We start from the raw sequence: 19196 nt of genomic DNA, 5'->3' as shown, positions 1-19196 counted from the left end.
AAGACTACGAACAAAAAACGCCCCGAACCAGTCGGGGCGTTTTTTTAGGGGTTACTACTTCTGACTACTGCTTAGCGGATGCCATCCTGGCCCAGGTTGCCAGGCTGGAACTCGCTCTTGGTGGCCGAGAAACCGAAGTCATAAGCCTGTTTCTCTTCGTTCTTCATGCCCAGGGCCAGGTAGCGACCCGATTGCAGGTCATACAGGACTTCGAGTGCGTACCAAGGCACTTGTTTGTCGTAGTAGTCCTCGGCATGGGCTTCGGCGACACGCCACAGTTGGCCGCGACCGTCGTAGTGGTCGATGACCGCTGCCTGCCAGGTGTCTTCGTCGATGTAGAAGTCACGCTTGGCGTAGATGTGGCGCTGGCCTTCCTTGAGGGTGGCAACCACATGCCAGACGCGGCGCAGCTCGTAACGGGTCAGGTCCTGGTTGATGTGGCCGGCCTTGATGATGTCGGTGTACTTGAGGGTCGGCGAGTCGATCTTGTAGCTGTCGGAGGCGATGTACATCTCCTTCTTGCCTTCAAGTTTCCAGTCGTAGCGATCCGGTGCACCGTTGTACATGTCCAGGTTGTCGGAAGTACGCAGACCGTCTGCCGCGGTACCCGGACCGTCATAGGACACTTGAGGCGCCTGCCGCACACGGCGCTGGCCGGTGGCATAAACCCAGGCCTTGCGTGGTTCCTTCACCTGATCGAGTGTTTCGTGCACCAGCAGCACCGTACCCGCCAGACGAGCCGGCGCAGTCACTTTCTGCTTGAAGTAGAACAGGATGTTGCCCGGGTTCGCCGGATCGTAGTCCTTCATCTTGTCGCGGAACACGAACTGGTCCTGGAAGTACACCAGGCTGAACGAGCCATTCGTTTGCGGCGCCGCCTGCGTCACGAGACGGGTCACACTGCCCCCGCGATAACGGGTGATGTGGTTCCAGATGACTTCGAGGCCATTTTGCGGGATTGGAAACGGTACCGCGGTTTCGAAGTTTTCCAGACCGTTACCACCAGCGACCAGCTTCGTGGTGGTGGCGTTTTTCTTGATGGCGGCAAACACGTCATCCGGCACGGTGGAGCCACGATGGGACGGGTAGACCGGCATTTTGAATGTTTCCGGGTAGCGCTTGAACATCGCGTACTGGCCCGGAGCAAGCTTGTCCTTGTACTGGTCGACGTTTTGCGCAGTGATGGTGAACAGCGGTTTCTCACTGGCAAACGGGTCGGACAGGAAGCCTCGGCTGTCGACGGTACCGGCGTTTTTCGCCAGTGGTTTCCAGGCAGGGATCGAACCGTCGGCGTTACCCGCCATCTCGGCCCCCATCGGCGTCAGGCTTTTGCCCAACTTATCCGCTTCACCCGCAGGCACCGCCGCCATGACGCTGGTCGCCAGCAGCGAAAGCCCCAGAACACCGGCGCTGAACAGACTCTTTGTTATTTTCATGTGTGTGTTCGTCCTGAAAAAAACTGTGCTTAGAAGTTCACGCCAACACTGAGGGCAACGAAGTCGCGATCATCCACTGTGCTGAAGTCGCCACCAAAGAAGTTGGTGTAGTTCAGACTCGCTGTGTAGGTGTTCTGGTATTCAGCATCCAGCCCCAGGCTGATGGCCTTGCGACCTTCCTCGAAGTTGCCGCCAGGGCCTGGCGAGTAACCTTTCACGTCATGCGACCAGGCTACGTTCGGCTTCAGGTTCACACCGGCAAACACGTCGCTGTAATCCCAGATCGCACGACCGCGATAACCCCATGAGGTCGCGGTAGTAAAACCGTCGTTGTTGCAATTGGTGGAAACGTTGCTGGTCGATGCGCCTGGACCCGCACCGTTGATGGTGGAGGTGTTGAGGATTTGCGAGCAGGTGTTCAGGCCCGCAGTGGACGGCAGTTCACCCGGGCCGAAGACCGGATCGCGTCCATAACGCGCATCGTTCTTGCTTTCCAGACCGCCGACATGAGTCACGCCGACTTCACCCACCAGCGTCAGGCGGTTGGCGCCCATGACCTGATCGAAGAAGTGCGTCAGGGTCGTTTGCAGCTGGGTGATTTCCTTGCGGTTGTAACCGTGCAGGTCCTGGCCTGGAACGCCTTCGAGAACCGAGGCGTTAGTCAGCGCACCGCCCAACGGACGCACACCGGCGAACAGGATGTCGGTGGAGTTCAATTGCACCGGCGCATTCGGACGGTAACTGACCTCACCGCTCCACGCGGTACCGGTAGGCAGGGTGGTGGAGAAGCTCAAACCGTACAGGCGGATGTCTTCCGGGTATTCCATGAAGTAGCTCGAATTACCCGCCACCACCAATGGGCCCAGTGCCTGGAAAGGACCAGGGAGCGCCTTGACGCCGTTATAGATCGACTGTGGTGCACCGGTGGCGCTGAAGATCGGCGCACGGCTGTGGTAGTTCATGAAATAGGCACCGAATTCGGTCGCCAGAGGATCAAACATGTATTTGGTGGACAAGCCCCACTGCCCGCTGTCACGCGCATTGCGGTTGGGCGAGCGACGAACCAGAACACCTTCTTCGTTGACGTCCACACCGGCGGCGGCCAATGGGCCGAGCGCGATGGCCGGAATGGTAGAGCGCTTGTTCAGCACTCGCAGGTTGTCGTCACAGCCAGTGGTCACGATGTCAGGCTGGGAGAAGAACGTGCCGCAGTTGTCGGTAACGGTCTTTTGCCAGTCGATCTGATAGAAACCTTCAGCCGACAGGTTTTCGGTAATGCTCTGGGACAGGTAGAACATGTTGACCGGGATCAGGCCTTCCTTGATCTCGGCACCCGGGCGACGGAACGCGGAAACGTCGATCGGGTTGATCGAGTTGATGCCGCCGCCGATGAATGTACTTTCGCCCCAGTTGACCACCTGCTTGCCCAGACGCACCGAACCCGGCTCATCGGCAATGGCGTAGTTGTGGTAAACGAAGGCATCGAGGATCTGCCCGCCCGAAGACCTGGCCGCTACGTCCCGATCTTCGTTATTGACGTTCTTGAATTCCAGATCCTGATTTTGCAGCGCGAAGTCGTACCAGTACTTGCCACGGACGAAGACACCGGTATCGCCGTATTTCAGTTCGAGGTCGTGGATGCCTTTGAAGATCTTCGAGAAGGCTTGCCCGCTCTTGAAGTTCAGGTGGCCGTCGTCGGAAGTCTGGGACAAACCCTTGCCGCCGTTGTTGACGCCAATAAGGTCCTTGTTCGGCTGCTGGGTGGAAACACTCATACCCAGGGAGAGCGAGGAATCGAACTGACCTTCGATTTCACCGACGTTGAAACTGACGCCGAATGCTGGCCCGGCGAGCGTAGAGGCAAGACTGACAGCCAAAGGCAATTTTGCCCGGCGCCAGAACTGTTTAACTGATGTCATCGACGCTACTCCATGTGCACTTTATTGTTATGGCATTAGCACTTCTAAAAACGCTGTGGATAACCGGGAGCCATGGCATCCCAAAGTCATTCCAAAGTTGCATCGCCCCGGTTTGTGCGTGTGCTCCGTTTCTAAAAATCCTTGAGCGGACTATAGCCAGCAGGGTGTTGTGCTTGATCCCTCTAAAGTGTGATTTGCAGCTGCCAGCCACTCTGGAACAGTCCTTTCGCCAGGCCGACACCCGTCGGCACGGCAAGGATGGCTGAAAATTTCGATTTGACAAGCCAAGCGCTTGCTTGGTGGGGCTGGCGTGCCGTTTCGGGCACGCCAGGAGGGGCTTAAAGCGTCGAGAGAAAGGTGCTGTTGGTGGCTTGCCATTCGCTGATGTCGACCCGAATGCGCTTCTTGTCCAGTTTACCGACACTGGTCTTGGGAATTTCCGTAACAAGGGCGATCTGGCTTGGAATCGCCCACTTGCTCAAGTGCCCCAGTTCGACAAACGGCTTGAGGTGTTCCTTGAGTTCACGCGCCCCGACTTCATGACCGTCACGCAGCACCAGCAGGGCAAATGGTCGCTCGCCCCACTGCGGATCGGGAATGCCCACCACTGCTACTTCGCGTACCGCCGCATGACGACTGATCAGGTCTTCGAGGTCCAGGGAGGAGATCCACTCGCCACCGGTCTTGATCACATCCTTGATGCGGTCGCGAATGTCGATCACGCCCATGCTGTCCAGGGTCGCCACGTCACCGGTGTGCAGCCAGCCGCCGGCCCAGAGTTCGGCACCCTTCTGCGGCTCGTTGAAATAACCCTCGGTCAGCCATGGCGCACGCAGCACCAGTTCGCCCTGTGTCTCGCCATCGGCGGGCAGGAAGTTGCCCTCGGTGTCGACGATTGCCGCCTCGACCAATGGCCCCGGCACACCGGCCTTGATCCGGTAGGTGGTGCGTTCGTCTTCGGTGCCGGCCATCAGTTCGTCGTTGAGGTGTGCGCAGGACACCAGCGGCCCGGTTTCCGACATGCCGTAGGCGGCGGTCAACTGGATGCCCTTGGCCTTGGCCGCCTCGTACAGCGTGCGGTTCAGGGCGCTGCCGCCGATGACGATTTTCCAGCCACCGAAGTCGATGTTCTGCGCGCCCTTGGCATTGAGCACCATCTGCAAAATGGTCGGTACGCAATGGGAGAACGTGACCTTCTCCTTGCGCCACAGCTCCACCAGGTATTCCGGGTCATAGCGGCCTGGATACACCTGCTTGAGCCCGAGCATGGTCGCCACATAGGGCAGGCCCCAGGCATGCACATGGAACATCGGCGTAATCGGCATGTACACATCGTTGGTGCCCAGCAGGCGCACGCTATCGATCGCGCCCATGATGGTCGACACACCCATGGTGTGCAGCACCAGTTGCCGGTGGGTGAAATACACGCCCTTGGGGTTGCCAGTGGTGCCGGTGGTGTAGAACGTGGTTGCGACCGAGTTTTCGTCGAAATCCTCGAACTCGTACTGCGGGCTCGCCGCGGCCAGCAGCTGTTCGTATTCGCCGACGAGGTTCGGCAGGTCTGCGGTTTTTTCCGGCAGGTCGGTCAACAACAGGGTCTTGTCGACCGTGGTCAGCTGCCCTTCGATGGCTTTGTAGAGGCCGATGAACTCGCTGTTGACCAGCACAAAGCGGTCTTCGGCGTGGTTCATGGTGTAGAGGATCTGTTCCGGCGACAGGCGTACGTTGATGGTGTGGATCACCGCGCCAATCATCGGGATGGCGAACATGCATTCCAGGTAACGATGGCTGTCCCAGTCCATCACACCCACCGCATCCCCGGGTTTGACGCCGGCCGCGGTCAGCACATTCGCCAGCCGTGCCACCCGCTCGATCAGGGTTGGGTAGGTGTAGCGCAACTTGTCGCGGTAGATGATCTCGCGGGTTTTCTCGTAGCGGGCACCGGACAGCAGCAGCCGCTTGATCAGCAGCGGATACTGATAAGCGCCTTCGGCCGGGGGGATAACGCGAGTCTGCAACATAAGAATCCCTTTTCTGACTGCACGGACGTGACTGAAAGTACACACTGTAGTGCCCTTCTATTTCAGTCAAATCAGCCAAAGGAATGATTTGCAGAGCCCCGCAAATGCTAGCGTTGCGCCAGTATTTACGGGGATTCGTTGCCTGCTGTGTCTACAGAATCAATGCATCTCGGTAAAAGCGAGTTTCACACCAATCGCAATCAGCACCGCGCCCATGGTCCGGTCGAACCAGTGGCCCATGCGGGCGAAACCGGCGCGCACCCGTTGCTGGCTGAACAGCATTGCCACCATGCAGAACCAGGCCGCTGTCGCCACCGCCAGGTAAACCCCGTAACCGGCCTGCACCGACAACGGCGTGTGCGGGTTGATCACCACGGTGAACAGCGAGAGGAAGAACAGCGTGGCTTTCGGGTTGAGCCCGTTGGTGACGAAACCGGCGGTGAAGGCCCCACGGGCCGTGCGTTCGCCGGCCTCCTTGTGCAGATTGTCCGCCACAGGCTTGGCCGGTTGCGCGCGCAACGCCTTGAAGCCGATGTACAGCAGGTAAGCGGCGGCGGCCCATTTCAACGCATTGAACAGCACGATCGACTGGGACACGATCAGGCCGATACCCAACAACGAATACCCGACATGCAGGAATATCGCCGAGCCCACCCCAAGCGCGGTCCAGGTGCCCGCACGGCGGCCGTGGGTAACGCTTTCGCGCACCACCACGGCAAAGTCCGGGCCGGGGCTGGCCACGGCCAACAGGTGAATCAGGGCAACGGTCAAGAACTCTGTCCAGTACATTGGGGCTCCTTGGGAACGATTTTGATCAATTAAAAAAATGAAGCGAATGCGATTGTTGTGGCGAGGGAGCTTGCTCCCTCACCACGGGTCGAGTGTCACCGAGGCTTTGCGTAACTATTTATTTCATCTGGTAGGCTCGGCAGATTACGCCTTCGGTTCAAAGCACAAAAGGTACAGTTGATGACGAACACTCGCCGCGCCGTTTTCCTCGACCACCCGTCCCTGGACCTCGGCGACCTTGACCTCAACCCGCTGCGCAGTTGTTTCAGCGATTTGCAGCTGTTCGCCCAGACCCTGCCCGATCAAGTCATCGAACACCTCAAGGGCGCCACTGTCGCCATCAGCAACAAGATCCTGATCGATGCCGCCGCCATGGCCGCCAGCCCCGATCTCAAGCTGATCCTGATCACCGCGACCGGCACCAACAACGTCGACCTCGCCGCCGCCCGAGCCTATGGAGTCACCGTCTGCAACTGCCAGGGCTATGGCACGCCGTCGGTGGCGCAGCACACGATCATGCTCCTGCTCAACCTGGCCACGCGCCTGGCCGATTATCAAAAAGCCGTCGGCGAAGGTCGCTGGCAGCAGGCCAAACAGTTTTGCCTGCTGGACTACCCGATCGTCGAACTCGAAGGCAAAACCCTTGGCCTGCTGGGCCACGGTGAACTGGGCGGCGCTGTCGCACGACTGGCCGAAGCGTTTGGCATGCGCGTGCTGCTGGGACAAATTCCCGGTCGCCCTGCCCGCCCGGACCGCTTGCCGCTGGCTGAGTTGTTACCGCAGATCGATGCCCTGACCCTGCACTGCCCACTCAACGAACACACTCGCCACTTCATCGGCGCCCGCGAACTGGCTTCGATGAAACCCGGTGCGTTCGTGGTCAACACCGCCCGTGGCGGCTTGATCGATGAGCAGGCACTGGCCGACGCCCTGCGCAACGGGCATCTGGGCGGAGCCGCCACGGACGTGCTCAGTGTCGAGCCGCCGGTCAATGGCAATCCGCTGCTGGCCCATGACATCCCGCGCCTGATCGTGACCCCGCACAACGCCTGGGGCAGCCGCGAAGCGCGCCAGCGAATCGTTGGCCAAGTGACTGAAAACGCACTGGGCTACTTCAGCGGTAAGGCGCTACGGGTCGTCAGTTGATAAACTGCGGCACTTTTTTCAGGGGAGCAGTTATGGATCCGCGCAGTGAAGTACTGCTTCGTCAGGCCGAGTTATTCCAGGGTTCGGTGTTGTTGGCCGGTCTGCCCGCCGACGACTTGCTGGGCCGCCTGCCCGATGCCCATGGCTGGTGCTGGCATGCCGGCGACCAAGCCGCGCTGGACGCGCGCTTTGACGGGCGCAGCCATTTTGGCGTGAATGCACCCGAGCGCGAGTTCGAAACAGCGGTGGTGTTTCTGCCCAAGGCCAAGGACCTGACCGACTACATCCTCAACGCCCTCGCCTCGCGGCTGGCCGGCCGTGAGCTGTATCTGGTCGGCGAGAAGAAAAGCGGCATCGAAGGCGCCGCCAAACAACTCAACCCGTTCGGCAAACCGCGCAAACTCGACAGCGCGCGACATTGCCAGCTGTGGCTGGTCACTGTCGCCAATGCCCCCGAAGCCAAACCGCTGGAAAGCCTGGCCCAGACCTACGAGCTGCCACTGGCCGAGGGCCCGTTGAAGGTCATCAGCCTGCCGGGCGTGTTCAGCCATGGTCGCCTGGATCGCGGCAGCGCGCTGCTGCTGGAACACCTGGACAAATTGCCCAGCGGTCACCTGCTCGATTTCGGTTGCGGCGCGGGGGTTTTGGGCGCGGCGGTGAAGCGTCGCTACCCGCACAATCAGGTCACGATGCTCGATGTGGACGCGTTTGCCGCCGCCAGCAGTCGCCTGACCCTGGCGGCCAATGGGCTGGAAGCCGAGGTGATTACCGGTGACGGCATCGATGCCGCGCCGATGGGGTTGAGTGCAATTTTGAGCAATCCGCCGTTCCATGTCGGGGTGCACACCGATTATTTCGCTACCGAGAACTTGCTGCGAAAAGCGGCCAAACATCTGAAAAACGGTGGCGAATTGCGGCTGGTCGCCAACAGTTTCCTCAAGTACCAACCGCTGATCGAAGAGCACTTGGGCGTGTGCGCAATCAAGGCCGAAGGACAGGGTTTCAGAATCTACCGGGCCAAACGCGGCTGATCGTTTTTTAGAAAAGAAGGCTTGCCGAATGGATTCTGCCTAGGCAGAATCCGCTCCGTCCTAGGGGAGTAGTCTCCCACGAGCGCCACGCTCGTCCGGCATGCGTCAACATACTTGGTCAAAAGACCATGGCGCATGCGACCCAAGCATCCACACCAGATGGATTGCAGGGTTTGACAAGACCTATGACACGAACACCTTACCCGGGGCGGGAAGGCTGTACGTGTCATAGCCGTGTCGACCCGCCCCTTAGGAAACCCCCTGATGCTGGATTCACTTCTCGTACCTACCGCAATCGTTGCCTTGGCCGAAATCGGCGACAAGACGCAACTGCTCGCGCTCATTCTCGCTGCCCGTTTCCGCAAGCCCTGGCCGATCATCGCCGGTATCGTCGCCGCGACCCTGGCCAACCACGCAGCAGCCGGTGCGGTCGGCGCCTGGGTCGGCAGTTTCTTCACGGATACGATGCTGCACTGGATCCTCGCCGCGAGCTTTACCGCTACCGCGCTGTGGACGTTGGTGCCGGACAAAATGGACGACGACGAAGCCAGCACCGCCCGCAAGTTCGGGCCGTTCCTGACCACGCTGATCGCGTTCTTCCTGGCGGAAATCGGCGACAAGACCCAGATCGCCACCGTGATGTTGGCGGCGCAATACCCTGAACTGTGGCTGGTGATTATCGGCACCACCGCGGGCATGTTGATTGCCAACGTACCGGTGGTTCTGGCAGGTAACTTTGCCGCCGACAAACTGCCATTGACCCTGATCCGTCGACTGGCGGCCTCGGCGTTCTTCATCCTGGCGATTGTCGCGGTGTACAAGGCGATGCAGAGCAGCGGGTGGGTTTGACGGGGCTTTGATATCAATCTGTGGTGAGGGGGCTTGCCCCCTCACCACATATGCACTTGCAGGCAGATCAGGACTTCTTGGCCTGCTCATACAGCGGCATGACTTTCGGAATCGCTGCCTGCAACGCCGCAATGCGACTCGACGACGCCGGGTGAGTGCTCATGAACTCCGGTGGCGCACCTTCCGAGGCCTTGCTCATCTTGTTCCACAAGGTGATCGCGGCATTCGGGTTGTAGCCGGCGCGGGCGGCCAGTTCGAGGCCGATCAGGTCCGCCTCGTTTTCATTGGCGCGACTGTTGGGCAAGGTCATGCCGTAGTTGGCCACGGTATCGGCCAGCGCCATGGTGTCCTGCCCCAATCCCAGCAAGGCACCCGCGCCTTGCTTGGCCATTTCAATGCCGTAGGCCTTGGACATCGCTTCACGGCCGTGCTCGCGCAGGGCGTGGGCGATTTCATGGCCCATGACCGCGGCGATTTCATCGTCGGTCAGTTTCAGGCTGTCGATTAGCCCGGTATAGAAGATGATCTTGCCGCCAGGCCCGCAGTTGGCATTGAGTTCATCGCTCTTGATCAGGTTGACTTCCCACTTCCATTGCGCGGCATCCGGACGGAAATTCGGTGCCTGGGCGATCAGCCGGTCGGCAATCGCCTGGACGCGCTTGGCTTCGCTGCTGGTCTTGTCCAGCACGCCTTTACTGGACGCCTCGCCGACGGTCTTCTGGTAGGACTGTGCGTACATCTGGTCGACCTCCTGCGAGGACAACATGCTGAACATGTACTGCTTGCGCTCCACCCCCACGGCACCGCCGCTGGTGGTATTGACCGACTGACAACCGGCGAGCAGCAGCGCCGCGCCCAGAGCACTTGCAACGAAAATCTTGTTCATCAAAAAACTCCCTGAAAACATGCCGCGTATCCTAGGCGGGGAAATGTATCGACGCCAGATACAATGGTCATAAGACGCACATTTCGGATAAAGCTCTCGTCGCCGTAGGAAAAAATTCACAAAGGCCGAAAAACCGCAGCCCATCGCGCCGCCCACTGATTCAATTGCGACATCCACCGCCCGAAATCGGCCATTTCGAGCCCCTTCGCTCATGCCTGCCCGGCCCCCTGCCGATACACCTGGGCAGTCGTCCTATCGCGTGTGGAGCTCCCATGAAATTCAAGTCGATCCAGTTTTCCGTGGCGGCTCTTGCCGGCGCCATTGTCCTTAGTGTCGTGGCCGCACTGGTGGTGTACGCACTGTTCTCCGGCGCGCGGACCCAGGACATGGTCCAGGAGCGGACCCAGGCGCAATTCGAGCAAGTGATCGAGCAGCGCCTGACCTCGCTGGCGCAAACCCAGGTCAGCCAGATCCAGCGTGAACTCGAAGCGCCGCTGCTGATTGCCGGCGCACTGGTGCGGGTCAACGCGCTGATCGGCACGCCGGGGGCCGATGGCAAGCCTTCGCTGAGCCTGAGCCGCGAGCAACTGATCGGCCTGATCAAGGAAAACGTGGTCAAGAACCCGAAGATCCTCGGCACCTACATCGGTTGGGAAAAAGACGCACTGGACCACAACGATGCTGCTTACGTCGGCACCCAGGTGGCCGGTATCGACACGGCCAACGGGCGTTTCCTGCCGTGGTGGTTCCGTAACGACGATGGCACCCTGGGCCTGGACAAACTGGTGGACGTCGACGACCAGAAAATCCTGTCCACCGGCGTTCGCGCCAGCGAGTACTACCTGTGTTCGAAAGAAACCAAAAAATCCTGCGTGATCGATCCGGCACCTTACAAGGTGGGCGACAAGGTAGTCATGCTCGCCTCCTTTATTGAACCGATCATGCTCAACGGTGCTTTCCAGGGCATCGTCGGCGCCGACCTGTCAGTGAACTTCATCCAGGAAATGCTCCTGGGCGCCAACCAGAAACTCTACAGCGGTGCCGGGGAAATGGCCCTGATCGGCGGCAATGGCCGAATCGTTGCCTACACCAAGGACCCGAGCAAATTCGGCGAGAACGTCAGCGACATCCTCGACAGCAAGCAGATTGCCAACATGGCCAATCTCAAGCGTGGCGAAGTGACCTACACCGTCGACCAGGCCCAAGGCCGGATCGAATTGTACCTGCCGTTCGGCATCGGCCAGACCGACGCCCGCTGGACCCTGATGCTGCAATTGCCGCTGAACGCGGTCATGGCCGACCTGCAAAAACTCCAGGGCGACCTGAACGCACAACGCAAATCCGACACCTTCGGCATGGCCATGGTCGGCCTGGTGATCGCCGCTATCGGTTTGCTGGTGATCTGGCTGGTGGGCCATGGCATCGCCCGTCCACTCAAGCAAATGGTGGCCATGCTCGACGACATCGCCCAAGGCGAAGGTGACCTGACGCGGCGCCTGACCAGCGACCGCGCCGACGAACTGGGCTCGATCGCCAAAGGCTTCAACACGTTCCTGGCCAAGTTGCAGGTGATGATTACCCAGGTGGTGACGTCAGTGCAGAGCGTCAGCGATTCGTCGGAACACACCGCCGACATCGCCATCCGTACCAACACCGGCGTGCACAAGCAAATGGCCGAGATCGATCAAGTGGCGACCGCCGTACAGGAAATGACCGCGACCGCCCAGGACGTGGCGCGCAACGCGACCCAGGCTGCGCAAGCCGCCAGCCATGCCGACCAGGCCGCTAGCCAGGGCATGCAGATCGTGCGCGACACCTCGAATTCGATTGGCGCCCTCGCCGTGGAAATCGGCCGGGCGGTCGGCGTGGTGCAAACCCTGGCCAAGGACAGCGAAAATATCAACGCCATCCTCACGGCTATTCGCGGGATCGCCGAGCAGACCAACCTGCTGGCGCTGAACGCCGCCATCGAAGCAGCCCGCGCCGGTGAACAAGGGCGTGGTTTTGCGGTGGTGGCCGACGAGGTGCGCAACCTGGCGCAGAAGACGCAAAAGGCCACCGAAGAGATCCAGTCGATGATCCAGCAACTCCAACAAGGTACGCGGGACGTGGTGCGCGTCATGGAGGACAGCCAAAACCGCACGGACGAAAGCGTGCAGCACGCGGCCAAGGCGGCCGAAGCGTTGGAGACCATTACCCAGGCAGTGTCGGTGATCAACGACATGAACACCCAGATCGCCAGTGCGGCCGAGGAGCAAAGCGCGGTGGCGGACGACATCAACCGCAACGTGATTAACATCGGCCAGGTGGCCAACGAAGTCGCCGGCGGTGCGGATGAGTCGAGCGCGGCGAGTGCGGACTTGACCAAATTGGCCGAGCAGCAGCGGCGATTGATCAATCAGTTCAGGGTTTGATTCAAGGCCCCCTTCGCTGGCAAGCCAGCGCCTACAGGGGGGTGTGTGAACACCGCAGATCCCTTGTAGGCGCTGGCTTGCCAGCGAAGGGGCCGGTTCAGCCGCTAAGGAGCTCAACCCGGCGTCAAACACTCCGGCCCATTGAGCTTCGGATCATTGACCATGTTCGCCAGCACCCGCTCGCGCAACGCGGCAGGTTCGCTGGCCAATAACCCTTGCAACACATGCAATGGCGTCTCTGGATCCAGCCATGCCGCCTGCCCGGCCTCATCCAGGATCAACGGCCGCCGCTGACTGGCCGCCGGTTGCGTGATGACCGCCGTGCTCAGCCACACCTGCTCCTGCACCGGATACGCTTCCCAGATCGCGGCAAAGAACAATGACGAGCCCTCCCCCGGCGTCAGCCAGTACGGGCGCTTGCGCGTCGTGCCGCGCCATTCGTAGAAACCGTTGGCCGGCAACAGGCAGCGGCGCTCGCGCAAGGCCTGGCGAAACATCGGCTGTTCGGCCACGGTTTCGGCGCGAGCATGGGCCGGCGTACGAGACAGGTCGGTCAGCCACGGCGGCGTCAGCCCCCAGCGCGCACGAGCCAGCGAGCGCTGGCCATCGGGCTCGGCGCGCAGCATCAATACGGAGTCGTTGGGAGAAATGTTCCACTGCGCCTGCTGGTCGGTGGGAAAACCGGGCAGTGCCGCAAAGGCGGGATTCCAGCGAAACAGGGCATAACGTCCACACATGGGGCAACACGGCTCTTGATCAAACGAACGCCAGCCTAACAGACCAGCGTGCCGGGAAAGCTGTCCGGTTCATCGCCGGCCAGCGGCAGCGCGGCATTGTACGCGGTGATCAGCTCGCGGGCGTAGGCTGCCTGGTCGTTCTCGACCGACAGCCCGAGCAGGCCATAGATCGGCAACTCACCGCTGCCCCCGAGCAAATCACGGCCCACCAGATGCGCCTCGATACCTTCACTGGCGAGCATGCCTTGCAGCAACTCGCCTTCCATCAGGTTTTCCGGATCGTAGATTCGCTGCATGGGCGCCCCTCACTCATTTTCGCTGAAGACTTCCAGAAACCAATCCTTGTCGTGAACCTGCAATACAAACGTGATCGGTCGACAACACACCTGACAGTCCTCGATGTAGGTTTGATCACCACCGGACAGGTCCACTGTCGTCTCCACTTCCTCACCACAATACGGACATTCGTACAGTGCGCTTTCCAGCATCGCGGTCTCCCAGGTGACTTGTGCGTATAATCGCCGGTCTATTGGCAGGGCTATTTTTGTCTGGCTACTTTTTCAGACCGTGCCCCGCGGGTTTTCGATCAAAACCTTTACTTACCCTAGCCGTTTCTAACAAGAGAGCATGATGGGCGAATTCGATGCCATCCGACCTTACGACGACAGCGAAGTCCCAGCGGTGCTGGACCGGCTGCTCGGCGACAAGGCGTTTCTAGATATCCTCACCCACTTCCGCTTCCCGCGTTTCGCCGGCGCTTTAGGCTGGGCGCTCAAACCTCTTATAGCCCATCGGCTGCGCCGTGAGTTTGCCAGCGTGACGTCCGTGGCCACGCTGCAGGACAAAGTCGAGGTCTACGTCGACCACACCATCGAGCGCGCCACCGACGGCGTGACCTATACCGGCGTGGAGCAATTCAAGTCCGGCAGTGCCTATCTGTTCATCGCCAACCACCGCGACATCGTGATGGACCCGGCCTTCGTCAACTACGCCGTGTACCACGCCGGCCTGCCGACCCCGCGCATCGCCATTGGCGACAACCTGCTGCAAAAGCCTTTCGTCAGCGACCTGATGCGCCTGAACAAGAGCTTCATCGTGCACCGTTCGATCAGCGGTCGCCGGGAAAAAATGGCCGCCTATCAATTGCTGTCGGCGTACATCAACCATTCGATCCGCAACGATTGCGCCTCTATCTGGATCGCCCAGGCCGAAGGCCGCGCCAAGGACGGTGACGATCGCACTGAATCGGCGATCCTCAAGATGTTCCACATGAGCCGCAAGGACGAGCCGTTCGGCGAGGTCATCCAGTCATTGAACCTGACCCCGGTGTCGATCAGCTACGAGTACGACCCGTGCGACCAGGCCAAGGCCCGCGAGCTTTACATCCGCGCCACCACCGGCAGCTACACCAAGGTGCCGGGCGAGGATGACGTGAGCATTGCCAAGGGCATCACCGGCTACAAGGGTCGCGTGCATGTGAACTTCGCGGCGCCGATCAGCGAACTGTTCGAAGACACCAAGCAATTGGCTGTCGAGATGGACCGGCAGATCCTCAGCGGCTACCGCCTGTTCCCGGTGCACTACCTGGCGTACGCGCAGTGGAAGGACGCCGACCCGGCCTTGCAGGTGCCGAAAGCCGCCGAGGTGTTCCCGGCCGATGAACTGGCCAAGGCCCAGGAAGAATGGCAACGCCGCCTGGACGCCTGCCCTGAAGAGCATCGTCCATTTCTGGTGCGGCAATATGCGACGCCGGTGCGTAATCAGTATCGGGTGAAGGCTGGGTTGGCGCTGTAAGCGGTTTTATCTGGAAGGCGCGTTTGTGGCGAGGGGACTTGCCCCCCGTTCGACTGCGTAGCAGGCGCCGACTTCTTGGGTTCGCTTCGCAACCCAACGGGGGCAAGCCCCCTCGTCACAAGAGTTGTGTCAGGTTTTAGACCTGCGTGCTGATCCACGACACCAGCAGCGCCATGCCCATGCAGGCAAAGCCGAAGATGTAGAAAAAGCGGTTCATGCGCAGGGACGCCCAGTCCAGGATCGGCTCGACGTTGGGGCTGCTCTGGCGCTGTGCCTGGAGACTGGCCATCGCGCGCATTTCACGGCGACGCGTCGCATGCAGCAACCAGCCGCCCGGGAAGGCAAACAGCAAGGCCAGCAGGTTGATCAACTTGGCGGGATGGGCAGTAAACAGCGTCATCAAGTGCAGCGACATCACAAACCTCAAGCAAAATCGGCGTGACAGGCGCCGGCCGGCGACTGCGGCGCGGATTCTACCGAAAGCCTGCGCACCCGCCCGCAACTTTGCGACAAAAAATCAGGCAATTGACCAATGGCGGTCCTTAGCGCTTCGCAACCGAACACGGACTCCGTCATGCTGAACGCCGAAAACCAGGCCTGAACCAAGCCCCTGTAGGAGCTGGCTTGCCAGCGAAAGCGGTGTGTCAGTTGACGTTTATGTTAAAGGCTTGGACGCCTTCGCTGGCAAGCCAGCTCCTACAAGGGCCGTAGGGTTTTCGATGTGCATGAAAAAGCCCGGGGCCATCGCTGGCACCCGGGCTTTTTCACATCAGGCAACATTACTCGCCAAGGACCTGGCCCACGGTCGGGTCCTTGAACAGGCGGGTCAATGCATCGCTCAACACATCGCTGACCAGCTTGGTGTTGGTTTCCTGGTTCGGCGCCATGCCGAAACGCTGGTCCAGGGAGGCGCCATAGCGGCCACTGTAGCGGCGATTGGCGTTCTGCACATCCGAGCGGAACGTCGCGCCGATGGTAGCCTCGGTCACGTACAGGCCTTCCTTGGGCGACTGGTATTTCAGTTCGGCCAGGGTCACGGTCAATTGCGGGGCGTTCATCGCGTTGTTGGTCGGGGTAAAGCCCAACAGGCGCACGGCGGCTTCAGCCTGGGCCTGCAGCTTCGGCAGGATCTGCGCGCCCTGCACGGTGATCGCGCTGGTTTCCGGGTACAGGCCACCACGAGTGCCCAAAGTCGGCGACGGACGACCGTCCACTACACGCACCACGACGGGTTGACCATGGCCGACCGGGGCCAATTGCGTGGTCAGCTTGGGTTCCGGGCTCAGTTGTTGCGGGCTGTGGGCGCAGCCAACCAGGGTCAAACTGGTCACAGTGATCAAACCGAACAACAGGCGTTGCAACATGCTCTTCTCTCCAGAATCAGGCACAAACAGGCCGGCAGTATAGCGGTGCGCCACTGCGGGGAACCAGCGCCGCACAGTGTTTGATGAAATCTCTGACAAACCCTTGAGAAAGCGGTTCCTGTCACACAGATGTCACCGCTCATACACTTGCACGTAACGGCTTGCATTTATGGTCATCATCAGAAACCAACAAGGTACGTCACCATGCGCTATCTGATCTCTCTGTTCGCGCCACGCCCGCTGCACCGCTGCTTCGCCCTGCTTGACCACAACGGCCACTGCCAGGCCTTCAAACAATGCAGCCTGCAACCCATGGGCGATGGCTGGGTGGAAATCGAAGAAATTCGCCTGAACTGGCTGAATCAGCCGCTGCCGGCCAGTGCCCGTGTCGTTTCGCAGGCTCATCAGCCACGCTCGCGCACACAGCAACTGCTGACGACCTGACCAAACACCTAATAAAAGTCATTAAACACGACCATTTCCCTGCGTTTCTTAGATACAATCTCCCCCCGATTATAAGGACGTCTCCTGATCGGGCCTCGCAGCATCGTCAATGCGCTTGTGTTGACACCCCGCACCGCCCACAGAGAGCCGCCCACACAGATCGAGTGAAGCTGGCGCGCTTGCTGTTTCGTTGAGCAAAACCTCCACTTTTCGCGAATCTGCAGAGCTGTCATACGCTCGGTCACTGAGCTGTTTGCCCGTTTGCCTGCCGTGTACTCATGGCAGCAATTTATCGGGGCACGGTGCCAGGCTGGGACAGCCCTTTTTTGAGGTTCACGTCTTCAAAAGAGCGTGAAAAAAACGGGTTTTCACAACTTCACAAGAGTGTGGCGAGCAAATGAATAGTTTTGCGTCTGAACATGCACCATTGGCGTCTACAACAGCCCAACGACACAGGACCGAGTATTCCTCGAACACCGGAGCCTGAAGCCTGTCCGCTACGGATTTGGTTGCACAAACGGATGTATCGACCATAAGTCGAATTGCCTGACGTGTGCTGAAATGAGTTCATATGACTCATAGGCCCGGCAGGTAGCGTCCGTCGAAGTTGCAAAAAATTGCGAAGATTCGGACATGGCGATCCTGCCATGGGAACCTGGGGCCACACTGACACGCCCCTGAACGCCTGGCAGCCATGCCGTCAATTTGGTGCTGCAGATTTTGGAGACGCGTTAAATGGCGCATAACGAAGCAGTCGACGTAGTACTGGTTGGGGCCGGCATCATGAGTGCCACCCTTGCAGTCCTGCTCAAAGAGCTCGACCCCGCGATGAAGCTGGAAGTCGTCGAGCTGATGGATTCCGGTGCCGCGGAGAGTTCCAACCCGTGGAACAACGCCGGTACCGGTCACGCCGGGCTGTGTGAGCTCAACTACACGCCGCAGGCAGCCGATGGCGCCGTCGACATCAAGAAGGCCGTGCACATCAACACCCAGTTCGAGGTGTCGAAGCAGTTCTGGTCGTACCTGACCAGGAAAGGCACGTTCGGCTCGTGCAAATCGTTCATCAGCCCGGTGCCACACCTGAGTTTCGTGCAGGGCGACAGCGGCGTGTCCTTCCTCAAGGAACGCTTCAAGGTGCTGAGCAAGCACCACGCCTTCAGTGACATGGAATACACCGAAGACAAGGCAACAATGGCAGAGTGGATGCCATTGATGATGCCTGGCCGCGACCCTGGCGAAACCCTGGCCGCCACCCGTGTGATCAACGGCACCGACGTCAATTTCGGCGCCCTGACCAACCAGTTGCTCAAGCACCTGACCAGCGCACCCGATGCCCAGGTCAAGTACTGCAAGCGCGTGACGGGTCTCAAGCGCAACAAAGCCGGCTGGACCGTCAGCATCAAGGACGTCAACAGCGGCAACACCCGTGAAGTCGATGCCAAATTCGTCTTCCTCGGCGCGGGCGGTGCGGCACTGCCGTTGTTGCAAGCCTCGGGTATCGAGGAAAGCAAAGGCTTCGGCGGCTTCCCGATCAGCGGCCAGTGGCTGCGTTGCGACAACCCTGATGTGGTCAAGCACCACCAGGCCAAGGTCTACAGCCAGGCAGCCGTGGGTTCGCCGCCGATGTCCGTGCCGCACCTGGACACCCGTGTGGTCGAAGGCAAGAAGTCCCTGCTGTTCGGACCTTACGCCGGCTTCACCACCAAGTTCCTCAAGCACGGCTCCTTCATGGACCTGCCGCTGTCGGTTCGCGCAGGCAACATCGGCCCGATGCTGGCCGTGGCGAAAAACAACATGGACCTGACCAAGTACCTGGTCAGCGAAGTGATGCAATCGATGGAGCAGCGCCTGGAATCCCTGCGTCGCTTCTACCCTGAGGCGAAAGCTGAAGACTGGCGCCTGGAAGTGGCCGGCCAACGGGTGCAAATCATCAAGAAAGACCCGAAAAAAGGCGGCATCCTGCAATTCGGTACCGAACTGGTCGCGGCCAAGGACGGTTCCCTGGCAGCACTGCTCGGCGCTTCGCCGGGTGCCTCGGTGACCGTTTCGATCATGCTCGAGCTGATCGAAAAATGCTTCCCGAGCCAGGCCAAGGGCGAATGGGCTGCCAAACTGGCAGAGATTTTCCCGGCCCGTGAAAAGGTCCTGGAAACCGACGCTGCGCTGTATCGCAAGATCAACACGCAGAACAACGTTGCCCTGGAACTGGTTGAAGCCAGTAGCGAGACCGAAAGCTACGCTTGATTCGGCCTTACAAAAAACGCCCCGTTCTCACTGAGAGCGGGGCGTTTTTTTATGTCCTGTAGGAGCTGGCTTGCCAGCGAAGGGGCCAGCACGGTGTGCCAGAGAAACCGCCTTCGCCAGCA

The 19196-nt window shown here is 60.0% G+C and carries 17 protein-coding genes, 1 pseudogene and 1 riboswitch; of the genes and pseudogenes, 8 read left to right on the top strand and 10 right to left on the bottom strand.

The window, feature by feature from the left end:
* Nucleotides 1-71 precede the first annotated feature (71 nt).
* From J1D76_RS11350 to J1D76_RS11335, 4 genes are all read right to left on the bottom strand, one after another.
* On the bottom strand, nt 72-1436 hold the full coding sequence (locus J1D76_RS11350) for a DUF1329 domain-containing protein (protein ID WP_421138412.1): 1365 nt from the start codon (nt 1434-1436) through the stop codon (nt 72-74).
* A 29-nt stretch (nt 1437-1465) separates the two neighbouring features.
* The gene (locus J1D76_RS11345) at nt 1466-3355 is read right to left on the bottom strand and encodes a DUF1302 domain-containing protein (protein ID WP_421138411.1); all 1890 of its coding nucleotides are present in this window, start codon (nt 3353-3355) and stop codon (nt 1466-1468) included.
* 338 nt (nt 3356-3693) lie between these two features.
* Nucleotides 3694-5376 carry a fatty acid--CoA ligase gene (locus J1D76_RS11340; protein ID WP_421138410.1) on the bottom strand — a complete coding sequence of 561 codons (1683 nt, stop codon included), beginning with the start codon at nt 5374-5376 and terminating at the stop codon, nt 3694-3696.
* A 159-nt stretch (nt 5377-5535) separates the two neighbouring features.
* Entirely contained in the window at nt 5536-6165 is a 630-nt protein-coding gene (locus J1D76_RS11335) for a LysE family translocator (RefSeq protein ID WP_421138409.1), read from the bottom strand.
* A 180-nt stretch (nt 6166-6345) separates the two neighbouring features.
* Between J1D76_RS11335 and J1D76_RS11330 the strand changes: the two genes are divergently transcribed.
* The 3 genes from J1D76_RS11330 to J1D76_RS11320 all read left to right on the top strand — a co-directional run bounded on the left by J1D76_RS11330 (nt 6346) and on the right by J1D76_RS11320 (nt 9191).
* The gene (locus J1D76_RS11330) at nt 6346-7311 is read left to right on the top strand and encodes a 2-hydroxyacid dehydrogenase (RefSeq protein ID WP_421138408.1); all 966 of its coding nucleotides are present in this window, start codon (nt 6346-6348) and stop codon (nt 7309-7311) included.
* Between the two features lie 32 nt (nt 7312-7343).
* Complete coding sequence (locus J1D76_RS11325) at nt 7344-8342, top strand: methyltransferase (RefSeq protein WP_421138407.1); 999 nt, start codon at nt 7344-7346, stop codon at nt 8340-8342.
* A 51-nt stretch (nt 8343-8393) separates the two neighbouring features.
* Nucleotides 8394-8516, top strand: a riboswitch (yybP-ykoY riboswitch).
* Nucleotides 8517-8606: 90 nt separating this feature from the next.
* Nucleotides 8607-9191 carry a TMEM165/GDT1 family protein gene (locus J1D76_RS11320; RefSeq protein WP_421138406.1) on the top strand — a complete coding sequence of 195 codons (585 nt, stop codon included), beginning with the start codon at nt 8607-8609 and terminating at the stop codon, nt 9189-9191.
* Between the two features lie 67 nt (nt 9192-9258).
* Here the strand turns inward: J1D76_RS11320 and J1D76_RS11315 are convergent, their stop codons facing one another.
* Nucleotides 9259-10077 carry a M48 family metallopeptidase gene (locus J1D76_RS11315; protein WP_421138405.1) on the bottom strand — a complete coding sequence of 273 codons (819 nt, stop codon included), beginning with the start codon at nt 10075-10077 and terminating at the stop codon, nt 9259-9261.
* 272 nt (nt 10078-10349) lie between these two features.
* Between J1D76_RS11315 and J1D76_RS11310 the strand changes: the two are divergent.
* Nucleotides 10350-11633, top strand: a pseudogene (locus J1D76_RS11310) (HAMP domain-containing protein); the annotation flags it as partial.
* Between the two features lie 15 nt (nt 11634-11648).
* Nucleotides 11649-12491 carry a methyl-accepting chemotaxis protein gene (locus J1D76_RS11305; protein ID WP_421138509.1) on the top strand — a complete coding sequence of 281 codons (843 nt, stop codon included), beginning with the start codon at nt 11649-11651 and terminating at the stop codon, nt 12489-12491.
* A gap of 113 nt (nt 12492-12604) precedes the next feature.
* Here the strand turns inward: J1D76_RS11305 and J1D76_RS11300 are convergent, their stop codons facing one another.
* Genes J1D76_RS11300 through J1D76_RS11290 form a run of 3 tightly spaced genes read right to left on the bottom strand, consistent with a single transcriptional unit; the run spans nt 12605 to nt 13716 of the window.
* The gene (locus tag J1D76_RS11300; RefSeq protein WP_421138404.1) at nt 12605-13228 is read right to left on the bottom strand and encodes an SOS response-associated peptidase; all 624 of its coding nucleotides are present in this window, start codon (nt 13226-13228) and stop codon (nt 12605-12607) included.
* Between the two features lie 35 nt (nt 13229-13263).
* Nucleotides 13264-13524 (bottom strand): putative signal transducing protein, encoded by a 261-nt coding sequence (locus J1D76_RS11295; RefSeq protein ID WP_421138403.1) that lies wholly within the window; start codon nt 13522-13524, stop codon nt 13264-13266.
* Between the two features lie 9 nt (nt 13525-13533).
* Entirely contained in the window at nt 13534-13716 is a 183-nt protein-coding gene (locus tag J1D76_RS11290) for a CPXCG motif-containing cysteine-rich protein (RefSeq protein ID WP_421138402.1), read from the bottom strand.
* A 142-nt stretch (nt 13717-13858) separates the two neighbouring features.
* On the opposite strand from J1D76_RS11290, the gene J1D76_RS11285 reads away from it, so the two are divergent.
* Nucleotides 13859-15022 (top strand): 1-acyl-sn-glycerol-3-phosphate acyltransferase, encoded by a 1164-nt coding sequence (locus tag J1D76_RS11285; RefSeq protein WP_421138401.1) that lies wholly within the window; start codon nt 13859-13861, stop codon nt 15020-15022.
* A 136-nt stretch (nt 15023-15158) separates the two neighbouring features.
* Here the strand turns inward: J1D76_RS11285 and J1D76_RS11280 are convergent, their stop codons facing one another.
* The gene (locus J1D76_RS11280) at nt 15159-15437 is read right to left on the bottom strand and encodes a hypothetical protein (protein WP_421138400.1); all 279 of its coding nucleotides are present in this window, start codon (nt 15435-15437) and stop codon (nt 15159-15161) included.
* Nucleotides 15438-15801: 364 nt separating this feature from the next.
* The gene (locus J1D76_RS11275; RefSeq protein ID WP_421138399.1) at nt 15802-16386 is read right to left on the bottom strand and encodes a YajG family lipoprotein; all 585 of its coding nucleotides are present in this window, start codon (nt 16384-16386) and stop codon (nt 15802-15804) included.
* 204 nt (nt 16387-16590) lie between these two features.
* Here J1D76_RS11275 and J1D76_RS11270 point away from each other — a divergent pair, with 204 nt between their 5' ends.
* Together J1D76_RS11270 and mqo are read left to right on the top strand one after the other, a co-directional pair.
* Nucleotides 16591-16830, top strand: a complete 240-nt coding sequence (locus tag J1D76_RS11270; protein ID WP_421138398.1) for a hypothetical protein — start codon at nt 16591-16593, stop codon at nt 16828-16830.
* A gap of 735 nt (nt 16831-17565) precedes the next feature.
* A complete protein-coding gene (gene mqo, locus J1D76_RS11265) occupies nt 17566-19074 on the top strand; it encodes a malate dehydrogenase (quinone) (RefSeq protein WP_421138397.1) in 1509 nt (502 codons plus the stop codon).
* Nucleotides 19075-19196 lie beyond the last annotated feature (122 nt).

This window comes from Pseudomonas sp. NFX15 (assembly GCF_049132105.1).
Classification (GTDB): domain Bacteria; phylum Pseudomonadota; class Gammaproteobacteria; order Pseudomonadales; family Pseudomonadaceae; genus Aquipseudomonas.
This window is presented reverse-complemented; position numbering and strand designations above follow the sequence as displayed.